The organism is Nocardia sp. NPDC087230 (assembly GCF_044744725.1).
Taxonomy (GTDB): Bacteria; Actinomycetota; Actinomycetes; order Mycobacteriales; family Mycobacteriaceae; genus Nocardia; species Nocardia canadensis.
This window is the reverse complement of the sequence record NZ_JBIUYV010000002.1, coordinates 406,972-420,387: the sequence shown is the minus strand read 5'-3', so window position 1 is coordinate 420,387 and position 13,416 is coordinate 406,972. Positions and strand designations below refer to the sequence as shown.

At 69.2% G+C, this 13,416-nt stretch carries 13 protein-coding genes; 8 read left to right on the top strand and 5 right to left on the bottom strand.

The annotated features are described in order from the left end of the window. Window positions 1–77: 77 nt before the first annotated feature. Together ACIO52_RS08115 and ACIO52_RS08110 are read left to right on the top strand one after the other, a co-directional pair. The gene (locus ACIO52_RS08115; protein ID WP_218718734.1) at window positions 78–2,225 is read left to right on the top strand and encodes a S9 family peptidase; all 2,148 of its coding nucleotides are present in this window, start codon (window positions 78–80) and stop codon (window positions 2,223–2,225) included. Window positions 2,226–2,326: 101 nt separating this feature from the next. Further along, a complete protein-coding gene (locus ACIO52_RS08110) occupies window positions 2,327–3,028 on the top strand; it encodes a DUF2334 domain-containing protein (RefSeq protein ID WP_218718735.1) in 702 nt (233 codons plus the stop codon). A 52-nt stretch (window positions 3,029–3,080) separates the two neighbouring features. Here ACIO52_RS08110 and ACIO52_RS08105 read toward each other — a convergent pair whose 3' ends face one another. After that, window positions 3,081–4,457 (bottom strand): glutamate decarboxylase, encoded by a 1,377-nt coding sequence (locus ACIO52_RS08105; RefSeq protein ID WP_316573423.1) that lies wholly within the window; start codon window positions 4,455–4,457, stop codon window positions 3,081–3,083. A 176-nt stretch (window positions 4,458–4,633) separates the two neighbouring features. Here ACIO52_RS08105 and ACIO52_RS08100 point away from each other — a divergent pair, with 176 nt between their 5' ends. Genes ACIO52_RS08100 through ACIO52_RS08090 form a run of 3 tightly spaced genes read left to right on the top strand, consistent with a single transcriptional unit; the run spans window position 4,634 to window position 7,855 of the window. After that, window positions 4,634–6,058 carry an APC family permease gene (locus tag ACIO52_RS08100; protein WP_218718737.1) on the top strand — a complete coding sequence of 475 codons (1,425 nt, stop codon included), beginning with the start codon at window positions 4,634–4,636 and terminating at the stop codon, window positions 6,056–6,058. Beyond that, on the top strand, window positions 6,055–6,492 hold the full coding sequence (locus ACIO52_RS08095) for a hypothetical protein (protein ID WP_218718738.1): 438 nt from the start codon (window positions 6,055–6,057) through the stop codon (window positions 6,490–6,492). The genes ACIO52_RS08100 and ACIO52_RS08095 overlap by 4 nt, the downstream gene beginning before the upstream one ends. Before the next feature lie 10 nt (window positions 6,493–6,502). Next, window positions 6,503–7,855, top strand: coding sequence for a dipeptidase (locus ACIO52_RS08090; RefSeq protein WP_316573424.1), 1,353 nt, complete (start codon window positions 6,503–6,505; stop codon window positions 7,853–7,855). Here ACIO52_RS08090 and ACIO52_RS08085 read toward each other — a convergent pair whose 3' ends face one another. Next, entirely contained in the window at window positions 7,856–8,500 is a 645-nt protein-coding gene (locus ACIO52_RS08085) for an MBL fold metallo-hydrolase (protein ID WP_218718740.1), read from the bottom strand. Between the two features lie 179 nt (window positions 8,501–8,679). Between ACIO52_RS08085 and purS the strand changes: the two genes are divergently transcribed. Beyond that, window positions 8,680–8,916 carry a phosphoribosylformylglycinamidine synthase subunit PurS gene (purS, locus tag ACIO52_RS08080; protein ID WP_218718741.1) on the top strand — a complete coding sequence of 79 codons (237 nt, stop codon included), beginning with the start codon at window positions 8,680–8,682 and terminating at the stop codon, window positions 8,914–8,916. Window positions 8,917–8,977: 61 nt separating this feature from the next. Then, window positions 8,978–9,655 carry a phosphoribosylformylglycinamidine synthase subunit PurQ gene (gene purQ, locus ACIO52_RS08075; protein ID WP_218718742.1) on the top strand — a complete coding sequence of 226 codons (678 nt, stop codon included), beginning with the start codon at window positions 8,978–8,980 and terminating at the stop codon, window positions 9,653–9,655. Between the two features lie 164 nt (window positions 9,656–9,819). Here purQ and ACIO52_RS08070 read toward each other — a convergent pair whose 3' ends face one another. Next, the gene (locus ACIO52_RS08070; RefSeq protein WP_218718743.1) at window positions 9,820–10,896 is read right to left on the bottom strand and encodes a substrate-binding domain-containing protein; all 1,077 of its coding nucleotides are present in this window, start codon (window positions 10,894–10,896) and stop codon (window positions 9,820–9,822) included. Between the two features lie 60 nt (window positions 10,897–10,956). Between ACIO52_RS08070 and ACIO52_RS08065 the strand changes: the two genes are divergently transcribed. Beyond that, window positions 10,957–11,388 carry a MarR family transcriptional regulator gene (locus ACIO52_RS08065; protein WP_218718744.1) on the top strand — a complete coding sequence of 144 codons (432 nt, stop codon included), beginning with the start codon at window positions 10,957–10,959 and terminating at the stop codon, window positions 11,386–11,388. Here ACIO52_RS08065 and ACIO52_RS08060 read toward each other — a convergent pair whose 3' ends face one another. Together ACIO52_RS08060 and ACIO52_RS08055 are read right to left on the bottom strand one after the other, a co-directional pair. Next, window positions 11,389–12,507, bottom strand: a complete 1,119-nt coding sequence (locus ACIO52_RS08060) for a serine hydrolase domain-containing protein (protein ID WP_402642587.1) — start codon at window positions 12,505–12,507, stop codon at window positions 11,389–11,391. It lies immediately after the preceding gene. A gap of 7 nt (window positions 12,508–12,514) precedes the next feature. After that, window positions 12,515–13,387, bottom strand: a complete 873-nt coding sequence (locus tag ACIO52_RS08055; RefSeq protein WP_402642584.1) for a helix-turn-helix domain-containing protein — start codon at window positions 13,385–13,387, stop codon at window positions 12,515–12,517. Window positions 13,388–13,416 lie beyond the last annotated feature (29 nt).

Here is a 13,416-nt window from a genome sequence, read left to right as displayed (position 1 = left end):
GCCGGGCGGGCCCGGCCCGGTGGCGGCCCCGGCCGAGTTGGCGGGCCCGGCCGCAAAGGTCCGGCTACGGTGGACCCATGGCTGGCGAGAATGAGACGGTGTCGGCGCCGATCGCGAAGAAGGTGCCCTTCGAGCGGGTGCATCACGGCGACACGTTCGTCGACGAGTACGAGTGGCTACGGGACAAGGAGAATCCCGAGGTCATCGCGTACCTGGAGGCCGAGAACGCCTTCACCGAGGCGCAGACCGACCAGTTGCAGCCGCTGCGGGACAAGATCTTCGACGAGATCAAGGCGCGGACCCAGGAGACCGACCTGTCGGTGCCGACCCGGCTGGGCCAGTACTGGTACTACTCGCGCAGCTTCGAGGGCAAGCAGTACGGCGTGCACTGCCGCTGTCCCATCGCCGCCGAGGCCGAGGGCATCGACGCGTGGACCCCGCCGCAGCTCGAGGTCGAGACCGCGATCGCGGGCGAGGAGGTGCTGCTCGACAGCAACGTGCTGGCCGAGGGCCTGGACTTCTTCGCGCTCGGCGCGTTCTCGCTCAGCCACGACGGCACCCTGCTGGCCTACTCCGTCGACAGCACCGGCGACGAGCGCTACACCCTGCGGATCAAGGATCTGCGCACTGGTGAGCTGCTGCCCGACGAGGTGGCGGGCGCCGCACCGGGCGCGACCTGGTCGCTGGACGGCACGCACATCTTCTATCAGACCGTCGACGAGTCCTGGCGGCCCGACACCGTGTGGCGCCACCGCGTCGGCACCGCCGCCGACGCCGACGTGACGGTGTTCCACGAGCCCGACGAGCGCTACTGGGTGAGCGTCGGTGCGACCCGTTCCGAGAAGTACCTGATGATCTGGCTCGGCTCCAAGATCACCACCGAGGGCTGGGTGCTGGAGTCCGACAACCCTGAGGGCGAGTTCCGGGTGCTGCTGGAGCGCCGCGAGGGTGTGGAGTACTCGGCCGAGCACGCGGTGATCGGCGGCGAGGACCGCTTCCTGATCCTGCACAACGACGTGGTCGACGGCGTGAAGGCGGAGAACTTCGTCCTCGCCGAAGCGCCTGCCACCGATCCGTCGGACATGACGATCCTGATCGGGCACCGCGAGGACGTGCGGCTCGAGGACATCGACGCCTTCGCCAACCACCTGGTGCTCGGCTACCGCCGCGACGCGCTGCCCCGCCTGTCGGTGTGGCCGCTCACCGCGGAGGGCTACGGCGAGCTCACCGAACTCGACTTCGGGCTCGAATTGTTCTCCGCCGGTGCGGGTTCCAGCCCGGAATGGGAACAGCCGACGCTGCGGGTCGGCGTCACCTCCTTCATCACCCCGATGCAGGTGTTCGACTACGTGCCCGCCACCGGTGACCTGCTGCTGCGCAAGGAGCAGCCGGTGCTCGGCGGCTACGACGCGAACGACTACGAACAGCACCGGGATTGGGCGGTCGCCCACGACGGCACCCGGATCCCGATCTCGATCATCAAGCGGCGCGGGCTCCCGGCGGGCCCGAAGCCGATGCTGCTCTACGGTTACGGCTCCTATGAGGCCAGCATCGATCCGTCGTTCTCGGTCTCGCGGCTGTCGCTGCTCGATCGCGGCATGGTGTTCGCGGTGGCGCACGTGCGCGGCGGCGGTGAGATGGGCCGACTCTGGTACGAGCACGGCAAGACACTGCTGAAGAAGAACACCTTCACCGACTTCGTCTCCTGCGCCGTGCATCTCATCGACAGCGGTGCCACGGCGGCGGATCGGCTGATCGCCGACGGCGGCAGCGCGGGTGGCCTGCTGATGGGCGCGGTCGCCAATCTGGCGCCGGAGCTGTTCACCGGCATCCTCGCCAACGTGCCGTTCGTCGACCCGCTCACCTCGATCCTGGACCCGTCGCTGCCGCTGACGGTGATCGAATGGGACGAGTGGGGAAACCCGTTGGCCGACAAGGACGTCTACGAGTACATGAAGTCGTACTCGCCGTACGAGAACGTCGAGGCCAAGGACTACCCGGCGATCCTGGCGATCACCAGCCTCAACGACACCCGCGTGCTCTACGTCGAACCGGCCAAGTGGATCGCCAAGCTGCGCGCCACCAAGACCGGCGACAGCGAGCTGCTGCTCAAGACGGAGATGAGCGCCGGCCACGGCGGTGTCAGCGGGCGCTACGAGAAGTGGAAGGAAGTCGGCTTCGAGTACGCCTGGGTCCTGGACAAGGTCGGTCTGGCGGACGCGTAGCTGAGCGAGCACCGGCGGCGGTGGTGAGGCGTGCGCGGATGTTCGTCGGGGCGTCATCGGTGGAGCACGCGGGTGTCACCTGGGGCTGACACCGTAGGTCCATGAACGCTGAGCTGATCGTTTCCGTATCCGGGATCCGGGACACGACCCGCGATGCCGCGATCGAGTTCGCGGCGGAGATGGACCAGCGGGATGTGCGGCTGTCACTGCTGGTCGCGCCCCGGTTGAAGGGCAAGTACCGGCTGGTCGACGATCCGGCCACGCAGTCCTGGCTGCGCGGTCGACGGCTCGCGGGCGACGCGATCGTGCTGCACGGCTACGACCAGGCCGCCACCAAGAGCCGTCGCGCGGAGTTCGCGAGCCTGCCCAGGCACGAGGCCACCCTGCGGCTCAAGGCGGCCGACCGGGTGATGGAACAGGTGCAGCTGCGCACCCGGCTGTTCGCCGCGCCGCGCTGGGACGCCTCGGCCGGTGCGCTGGCCGCGCTGCCCGAGGTCGGCTTCCGGCTGGCGCTCGGCCTGACCACCGTCCTCGATCTGGAACGTGAGGTGGCCCAGCGCGCGCGGGTGTACGGAATAGGGGAGGGGTTCCGTGCCGAGCCGTGGTGGTGCCGGGCGCTGGTGATGGGCGCGGCGCGCACCGCCCGGCGTGGCGGCGTGCTGCGGCTGGCGATCTCGGCCGCGCAGTTGCAGCGCTCGGGCCCGCGCCAGGCGATGCTCGACGCCGTCGACCTGGCGCGGTATCACGGCGCCCGCAGCGACGTGTACCGCTGGGAGCCGTTCACCGCGGCCAGGGCTGCCTGACCGGCCGTCGCCGCGCGCACATCGGCGATCACGCGCGCGGCGACGGCCCCTGTCACGGCACCTCGGGCGCGCCGTCGTGGGTGAATCCGCCCGCCTCCGAGCGAGTCAGGGGCGTGCGCCGCGGGTTGGTCGCGAGCTGGTGCAGACCCCGTTCGATGTCGGCGAGCAGCAGTTCGACCATGTCGACGGTGAAGCCGTGCCGGAACACCGCGCGCATGATCGTCTCGTCCTGCCGGTCGGCGGGCAGCGGATAGGCGGCGATGAGCCAGCCGCGGGCGCGCAGCCGGTCCGACAGGTCGTAGAGGTTGTAGTCGACGCCGTCGGCCAGTCGCCACGCCACCGCGGTGATGCCCCGCGCCGGTTCGGCCGCGTGGATCAGCTCGAACGGGCCCATGGCGCCGATGCGCTTCGCGAAATGCCGGGCGACCAGGTAGATCGTCGACTGCACGCGGGTGTAGCCGGCCCGGCCGAGCCGGATGAAGTTGTAGTACTGGGTGATCACCTGGCCGCCGGGCCGGGAGAAGTTGAGGTTGAACGTCGGCATGTTGCCGCCGAGGTAGTCGACGTCGAAGATCAGCTCCCTGGGCAGATCGGCGGCCTCGCGCCAGATCGCCCAGCCGACCCCGAGCGGGGCCAGCCCGGTCTTGTGCCCCGAGGCGTTGATCGACTTCACCCGGGGTAATCGGAAGTCCCACACCAGATCCGGCGCGGTGAACGGGCCGAGGAAGCCGCCGCTGGCCGCGTCGACGTGGATCGGGATGTCCGGGCCGCCGCCGGCGTGCAACCGGTCCAGCGCGGCGCTGATCGCGGCGACGTCCTCGAACAGACCGGTGAAGGTTTGACCGAAGGTCGGCACCACGGCGATGGTGTTGTCGTCGCAGTACGTCGGCAGGTCGTCGGGGTGCAAGGTGTAGCGGTCGCCGCGCAAGGGGACTTGGCGCAATTCGACATCGAAGTAGCGCGCGAACTTCTCCCAGCACACCTGCACCGGCCCGGTCACCAGGTTGGGCACGCCCGTGCCGCCGCGCGCCCGCCAGCGGAACTTCGCCGCCAGCCCGCCGAGGATCGCCGCCTCGCTGGAGCCGGTGGTGGAGGTGCCGAGCGTGGTCGTGGGATCGGGCGCGTGCCACAGGTCGGCGAGCATGCGCACACAGCGTTTCTCCAGCTCGGCGGTCTGGGGGTACTCGTCCTTGTCGACGATGTTCTTGTCCGTCGACTCGGCCATCAGCGTGCGCGCCTGGTCGTCGATCCAGGTGGTGCAGAAGGTCGCCAGGTTCATCCTGGCGACGCCGTCGAGGAGCAATTCGTCGTGCACGATCTCGTAGGCGACATCGGGAAAGAGTTCGTAGGCGGGAAAACCGCCGTGCGGGGCGGGACGGGTGAAACCGGGAAGGCTGAAAAGGTCATGGGGATCGTGATTCTCGGCCACTGTTCCTCCAGTCGGCGGATCCACTGCCAGGTGTTAGCTCTGCCGGGTATCTGCAACGATTCCGTTGCATATGTGCTCGTTTCGAGCCTACCGGGAGGATGCTCGGCAGTTACTATGCTTGAGCAGTTGATCAAGGGTTTCCGCTAGTTGTGCATACACAGCAGGAGGCAGCGCTGATGACGGGCACCGCGACGAAAGCCGCGACGACGACGAAATACTTGTCCTGGGTGACATTGGCGCTGATGACCACGAGTTCGGTGGCCAGCCTCCGCTCGGCACCCACGATGGCGATCTACGGACTCGCCTGTGTATTCCTCTACATCATTCCCGCGATTCTGTTCCTGCTGCCGACTTCGCTGGTGGCCGCGGAACTCGCTTCGGGCTGGGACGGCGGCGTCTACAAATGGGTCGGGGACGGACTGAACAAGCCGCTCGGCTTTCTCGCCGTCTGGTGCCAGTTCGCCATGACGATCTTCTATTACCCGAGTCTGCTCGCTTATGTGGCAAGCACTTTCGCGTACATCATCGATCCGTCGCTGGCGTCCAACGGGCTCTATGTGGCCATCGTGATCATCACCGTCTATTGGGCCGGTGTGTACGTGTCCTCGCAGGGCACCAAGACGGTGGCCGGGCTGTCGAGCATGGGCCTGGTGATCGGCACCTTGATCCCCGGCACCATTCTGGTCGTGCTGGGCCTGGTGTTCCTCGCGCAGGGCAATCCGTCTGCGGCGCCGATGGATTCGAGCCACCTGCTCCCGGCCTGGACCGGACTGGCGAGTCTGGTGCTGATCGTGAACAACTTCCTGTCCTACGCGGGCATGGAGATGAACGCGGTGCACGTGTCGTCGCTGAAGAATCCGGCCAAGGAATTCCCGAAGGCGATGTTCCTGGCGATGGGCCTGGTGCTGGTCATCTTCATCCTGCCCGCGCTGGCGATCAGCTGGGTGGTCCCCTCCGCGAGCCTGAGCCTCACCGCGGGCGTGATGCAGGCCTTCGACGGATTCTTCAGTCACTTCGGCGTCGGGTTCCTCACCCCGATCGTCGGCATCGCGCTGGTGGCGGCCGCGGTCGGCGGCATGCTCACCTGGCTGGCCGGGCCGTCCAAGGGCCTGTTGCTGATCGGGCGCAGCGAGGGCTACCTGCCGCCGTGGCTGACGACGATGAACAAGCACGGCGTGCAGCAGAACATGCTGGTGGCGCAGGGTGTGTTCACGACGTTCATCGCGCTGCTCTACGCGTTCATCCCGAATGTCTCCAGCGCCTACTGGATTCTGTCGGTGATCACGACGCAGGTGTATCTGATCATGTACGTGCTGATGTTCGCGGCGGCCGCCAGGCTGCGCCGCAACGATCCCGATCATCCGCGCGGCTACCGGGCGCCCGCCCTGTTCGCGCTCTGCGGTCTCGGCGCCGCATCCTCGATCGCGGCATTCGCGATCGGCTTCGTGCCACCCTCGCAATTCGGCGCGGGCAGCCCGTGGGTGTATCTGCTCATCGTCGGCGGCGGCATGGGCATCGTCGGGCTGCTGATCCCGTACCTGTTCTACCGAAACCGCAGGGACAGCTGGAAACTCGCTGTCCCGGAAGGGGAGAAGGCATGACGACCGGAGACGCCCCCTACCGCAAGCGGCGCTGGATCTACATCACCACGGGCGTGCTGCTCGTGGTGTTCGCCCTGATCGGCTTGCTCACCTTCAGCGAGATCCGCGAGAACACCCAGGCCACCGCCAAAGCTGAACAGCTGCACAACAATCTGCTCGCCGCGGGGCTGCCCGCACCCGAGCCGAACGTGATCGCGGACGCGCTCGGCGACGACGGCGGCTCGGTCTGCCAGGACCCGAGTTCGCCGCTGATCAAGGCGAAGTACCAGGCCTCGATCACCAACGGCGCGGCCGGGCCGGGACAGCGTCCGGTGATCGGCCCGCGCGACACCACCCAGGCGGTGGCCCTGACCATCGCCGTCTATTGCCCGGATCGGCTGCCGGACTACCTTTCTCATCTGGACACCCTGAAGCTGGACGACACCACGAAGTGAGGCCGAAGCGATGACCGATACCCCCGAAGTGGCCGCCCTGCGCACCACCATCTCCGGGTTGATGGGCCAGGCGAAAGCGGACCTCACCCAGCTGGTTTCGCTGAAGTCGGTCGCCGACCCGCGCCAGTTCCCGCCGGCGGGGTGCGAGCAGACCGCGCAGTGGGTGGCCGACGCGTTCGCCGCGGCGGGGCTGACCGAGGTGGGTCTGCACGAGACGCCCGACGGCAGCAAGGCCGTCATCGGGCACAAGCCGGGTCCGCCGGGCACGCCGACGGTGCTGCTCTACTGCCACTACGACGTGCAGCCGCCGCTGGGCGACGACGCCTGGCACACCCCGGTGTGGACGCTGACCGACAAGGACGGCCGCTGGTACGGCCGCGGCGCCGCCGACTGCAAGGGCAACATCGTCACCCACCTGACGGCCCTGCGCGCGATCGGGCCGGACTTCCCGATCGGCATCAAGGTGGTGTCGGAGGGCTCGGAGGAGCAGGGCACCGGCGGGCTGGAGAAGTTCGTCGTCGCCAATCCCGACCTGCTCGCCGCCGACGTGATCCTGGTGGCCGACTGCGGCAATTTCGCGGTCGGCGTGCCCACCTTCACCCAGACCTTGCGCGGGAACGTGAACGTCGTGGTCACGGTGACGACGCTGGCCGGGCCGATGCACTCGGGCATGTTCGGCGGCCCGGCGCCGGACGCGCTGGCCGCGATGATCCGGCTGCTGTCGTCGCTGCGGGACGAACACGGCAACACCACCATCGACGGGCTCACCGACGACCAGAAATGGACCGGTGTGCAGTACCCGGCCGAGGACTTCCGGGCCGACGCGGGCGTGCTCGACGGCGTCGACCTGCTCGGCAGCGGCACCGTCTCGGACATGGTGTGGGCGCGGCCCGCGCTGACCGTGCTCGGGATGGACGTGCCCGCCGTCGTCGGGTCCTCGGCGGCCATCCAGCCGAGCACCAGGGCCAGGCTCAACCTGCGCATTCCGCCGGGCACCGAGCCCAAGCAGGCGCTCGACCTGCTGGAGAAGCACCTGCGCGCGCATCTGCCGTGGAACGCCCGGCTCGACATCGAGGTCGAGGCGCTCGGCGAACCGTTCGTCGCCTCCGAGCGGGGCCCCGCTCGGTCGGCGCTGGAACAGGCCATGGCGACCTCCTACGGCAGACACGTGACCACCGAGGGGCAGGGCGGGTCGATCCCGCTGTGCAATGTCTTCGCCGACACCTACCCCGACGCCGAGATCATGCTGATCGGCGTGGAGGAGCCGAAGTGCCTGATCCACGCCCCCAACGAGAGCGTGGACCCGACCGAGATCGAGCACATGGCGCTGGCCGAGGCGCTGTTCCTCAGCACCTATCGCTGATCAGAACTGCGCCTGGTCCTCCGGCTGGATCACCCGGAATTCGGTGCCGGCCGGGGCCATCTCGGTCAGCCTGCCGAAGTAGATGCCCTGCGCCGTCGGCTCGACGATCCCGAAGTGGACCGGGACGGCGGTGCGGGGATTGACCGCGCGCAGGTAGTCGACGGTGTCCCAGATCCGCATCCACGGCGCGACCGCCGGGATCGCCAGCACGCCGACCGGGACCGGCGGCACCCAGAGCGAGTCGCCCGGGTGGACCAGCTGGGCCGGGTCGGCCGCGGTGCCGAGCTGGAAGACGGTGTTGTCGATCACCGGGATGTCCGGGTGGATCACCGCGTGGCGACCGCCACCGCCGGTGATCTGCAGGTCGCCGATGTCGAGCACCTGGCCCGCCGAGACCGGCTCCCAGCCCTCACCGCGCTGCTGGGCGGTCTGCGGGTCCGACAGCAGGCGGGCGGTCGGGTTGGCCTCGATCAGCGCCTCGATCCGGGCCGGGTCGATGTGGTCCGGGTGCTGGTGGGTCACCGCGATCGCGTCCAGTCCGGTGATGCCCTCGAAGCCGTGCGCGAACGTGCCGGGATCGAACAGCACTTTCACACCGTGCAGTTCCACGAGGATGCAGGAATGACCGAAGTGGGCGATGCGCATAAGCCGATGCTATCGCCGCCGATGCCGGTGGGCCCGGAGGCGGGAGCGGAGCGTGGCCACGCAGGGCCTCGGCGGTCGGCGTCGTCGAAGACAGCAGCCGCGACCCCGGAACGCGGGCACGACGGCCGGGTCAACTAGGATTTCCGAGGTAACCCCCCACACCACATGAGGAGCAACGCGTGGCACGAGTCGTGGTCGAGGTCATGCCGAAGGCCGAGATCCTGGATCCCCAGGGACAGGCCGTGGTCGGCGCGCTCCCGCGTCTGGGATTCGCCGGAATCTCGGATGTGCGGCAGGGCAAGCGATTCGAGCTCGAGGTGGACGACAGTGTCTCCGACGCCGAGCTCGAGCAGATCGCCGAGGCGCTGCTGGCCAACACGGTGATCGAGGACTGGAAGGTCGTTCGGGTCTCATGAGGGAGCACAGCACAGCCGCCCACGCGGTCATGCCGGAGCCAAGCGTCAGCGAGGCGCAGGCATGAGCGCACGCATCGGCGTTATCACCTTCCCCGGCACGCTCGACGACGTCGACGCCGCTCGCGCGGTGCGGCTGGCCGGCGCCGAGGCCGTGAGCCTGTGGCACGCCGACGCCGACATCAAGGGCGTCGACGCGGTCATCGTGCCCGGCGGCTTCTCCTACGGCGACTACCTGCGCTGCGGCGCCATCGCCCGGTTCGCGCCGGTGATGGGCGAGGTCGTGCGCGCGGCCGGTCAGGGCCTGCCGGTGCTGGGCATCTGCAACGGCTTCCAGGTGCTGTGCGAGGCCGGGCTGCTGCCCGGCGCGCTGACCCGCAACGAGGGCCTGCACTTCATCTGCCGCGACGAGTGGCTGCAGGTCGAGGCGACCAACACCGCCTGGACCTCCCGCTACGAGCCGGGCGCGCAGATCCTCATCCCGCTGAAGTCGGGCGAGGGCCGCTACCAGGCCTCCGCGCAGGTGCTCGACGAGCTCGAGGGCGAAGGTCGCGTGGTGTTCCGCTACGCGGGCGACAACCCGAACGGCTCCCAGCGCGGCATCGCGGGCATCTCCTCGGCCAACGGCCGGGTAGTCGGCCTGATGCCGCACCCCGAGCACGCCACCGAGGCGCTGACCGGTCCGAGCGACGACGGTCTCGGCATGTTCTTCTCGGTGATCGACAGCCTCATCAACGCTTGAGTTCTTGGAGCGCTGGCGCGCTCGAGGTCGCGGCCCCTTGGGTCCCGCCGATCAGGTGCCGTTGCTCGCTCCTTCGTCGCTTGCGCAACGGCACCTGATCGGCGGGACGGCCGCGACGGCCGCTGCGTGGCCTTACCCTCCTCGGGGTCGGGGCGTGGTGGTCGTCAGGGCAGCTGGTCGATGATGTCGAAGTCGACGCCGTCGGCGCGAGCCAGGTGCGCAGGACCGATCGCCTGGTTGCCGAGGAAGCCGTTGCGGGTGGACGGGCCGTCCAGGACGATGCCGTCGTCGAGTCTGGCCGCGATGGTCGGCACGTCCAGGGTGCCGACGGTGTCGGCCAGCGTGCGCAGCAGGTGGACGGCCTCGTAGGTGGAGTTGCTGAACGTGGTCAGCGCGGGGGCGAAGGCGCCGTGGTGCTCGCGGTAGCGGGTGCGGCGGTCGCGGCCGTCGGCGGTGTGCTCGTCGACGAAGAAGCTCGACGCGACGAACATGTTGGCATTGGCCGCCGGACCCGCGCTCAGCAGCACGTTCTCGTCGACGGCGGGGCTCAGCCGCGGCATGATCGCGGGCAGGCCGGTGGCGGTGAACTGGCGATTGAAGCGCGCGGTGTCGGCGCCGACCATCAGGATCAGCACCGCGTCGGCGCGCAGCAGCGCCGGGCTGTCCAGGAACGGGTGGAAATCGGTGGTGCCCAGCGGCACGTACTGCTCGAGCACGAGATCGGCCGGTGTCGGCAGCGCCCGGCGCAGCGCGTTGACCGTCTGCCGGGGCCAGATGTAGTCGTTGCCGATCACCGCCCAGCGGCGAACGCCCAGCTCACGCGCCATCCAGGCGACGGCGGGCACGGTCTGGTGATCGGGATGCTCGCCCACCAGCAAGACGCCGGGGCGCTCGTCGGGCAGGCCCTCGTGGTCGGTCGCGTAGAGGTAGGGGACACGGCCGTCGACGGCGTCGGCGACGGCGCGACGCACCGCCGAGGTGTGCCAGCCGGTGATCGCGCCGACCATTCCGGTCGCCAGGAACGCGTCGACTTCGGCGGCCACCTCGTAGGGCGGCCGACCGCCGTCGAGCGTTGTCAGCCGAATTTCGCGACCCAGAATTCCTGTCCCGCTATTGATTTCGTCGACGGCCAGGGAAATGGCGGCGGTGCACGAAGGTGCGATGATGCCACCGGGGCCCTGAGTGGGCACGATCGAGAGAATCTCGATCGTTTCGTCCCGACTCTCGTCGAACGTGGGCATTCTGTACTCTAACGCCTAGTGCGAACAGGTTTGTTCGAATGAATGTGTCGGCAGGTGGGAATGCAATCGGTGTCCATCATAAGTGGGTGTTCCACGCTGCACGGCGCGCTGCGCTCGGCAGAACGTAACTGGGTGCGCCAGCTGGAATCGGCGTTGTCGGCCGACAATCTCACGGCCGATCACTGGGCGATTCTGTCGCAGTTGTCGACCGACGACGGCATGACCATGTCGGAATTGGCGGCGGCCGCGCGGCTCGCGCCGTCCTCGGCCACCCGGCACGCCGATCATCTCGCCGAGCGCGGGCTGATCTTCCGGGTCGCCGCCACCGACGACCGCCGCCGGATCCTGATCGGGCTCAGCAGCCTGGGGGCGAAGCTGGTCACCAAGATCCGCGCCGAGGAACAGCTCGCCGAGGAAGAGCTGCGGGCCCGCCTCGGCGCGCGGCGCTACAGCGAGCTGTCGGCCGCGCTCGGCGTCATCGCCGAGCTGTAGTCACCCGCCCAGCGCCAGCTGGGTGAAGGCGCCCAGCGCGTCGTCGATCGGATGCGGTTGCGGTCTTCCCGTGGCGTCGAGGCGGTTCCAACGCTGCAGGTTCACCGCGAAGGACAGCTGCCGGGTGCCGTCCGCGCTGGTCATCGAGGTCGCGCCGCCGCCCCACACCGAACCCTCGTGGCCCCAGTAGGTGCCGAGGCCGGGCACCGTGGTCTTCTGCAGGCCGAGACCGTAGTCGCCGGTCTTGCCGTCGAAGGCGATGACCGGAACGGTTCGCCGCATCTGCGCCAGCGACGCGCGGCTGATGATCTCGCCGGCCAGCAGCAGCCCGAAGAAGCGGTTCAGATCGGCGACGGTCGAGATCAGCGACGCCGCGCAATCGGTCCACGACATGTCGAAGACGCTGTAGTCGCGCGGCGGGTCGATCATGCCGAACCATGCCTCGTAGTGCCGCGAGTGCGGTCCGTCGATGGTCGGGCCTGTCGGGAGCTCGGTGTCGGGCAGACCGGCGGGCTCGATGATGGCGCGGGTGATGTAGTCGGGCGCCGAGATGTCGGTCACCGCCGCGATCAGCTGGCGCAGAAGCAGGTAGTTGGTGTTCGAGTACACCCCCGGTGTGCCGCCCGGCGCGCCGGTGGCGGGTGCGCCGACGCCCATCGCGATCAGCTCGGTCGGCGCGAATCGGGTGAACCGGTGGTCGTCCAAGCTGGCCGGGGTCGTCTTCGCCACGGCGGGAAAGGCCGCGAGCGAGGGGTAGGCCATGGGCAGGAAGTCGGGGAGACCGCTGGTGTGGTTGATCAACATCCGGACCGTGATCGCCGTACCTCGGTCGCCGGGAACCAGTCGCGGCAGATAGTGGCCGATCGGGGTGTCGAGCGTGATGGCGCCCTCGTCGACCAGGCGTAGCACCGCGGCGGCGGTGAACGTCTTGGTGATGCTGCCGACGCGGTGGCGCAGGTCGGGAGTGACGGGGCGGCCGGTGTCGACGTCGGCGACACCCGCCGCGCCGCGCCAGATCCGATCGTCGGCGCGTACCTCGGCGAAGACGCCGGGCAGGCCCGCGTGGTGGATGGTCTCCAGGGCGATCTGGAGCTTGTCGGGATCGAAAGTGGTGGTCACGGCACAACTATCGGCCGAGCGCCCCCGCCGGGTCTTGGACGAATCTTCCCCAGGCCCGATAGCGGTGCTGGGCGACGGTGGGCAGATAGCGCGGCACCAGCGACCCCGGCGTCTGGTCGGCGAAGGTCGACACGTCCCGGCACAGATGGGCCTGATCGGTGTACCCGCAGGCCGCCGCGACGTCGGCCGCGGGCCTGCCGGCCAACAGACCGTCGACCGCGGACCGGAACCGGACCAGCATCGCCGCTCGCTTGGGGGTCAACCCGATCTGGGATTCGAACCGCGACCACAGCCGCTTGTGGCTCCAGCAGAGGGAGGCGGCGAGCTCGCCGATGCGCACCTGGCCGCCGGTGGTGAGGATGCGGCTCCAGCTCGCGAGCACCTCCGGGTCGGGGGTCCGCGTCGGCCGGTCGCACTGCGCGAGAAACGTTCTGGTGACCGCGAAACGGTCGTCCCAGGTCGGGGCGGACGCGAGCCGCTCGCGCAGCCGCCGGGCCCGTGAACCCCACAGGTCCTCGACGGCGACCGCGCCCCGGCCCAGTTCCGTGGGGGACACGCCCAGCAGCGAATACGCCCGGACCGGCGACATCCGGACCTCGACGCACGCGGCCCGCTCCCCACGCACCCGCATGGCCGCGAGGGGAAGCCCGGCCACGAAGCCACCGAGGGTGCGGCTGCCGAACGCGTCGTCGACGCGCAACCCGCCACCCCCGAACTCGATCAGCACGGTGACCGAGGCCGCCCCCGCGACTCGCAGATCCACGCCGGCCCCGCCCGCGTCGCGGTAGCCGATGATCCCGGCACCCGCTGTCATCGCATCGGCCGGACCTGCGAATTCCCAGTCCCGCTCGGACCGTCCGCCGACGTCGACTCTGTCCACCCGTCCAGGTTACGGAAGGCAGGGCGGCG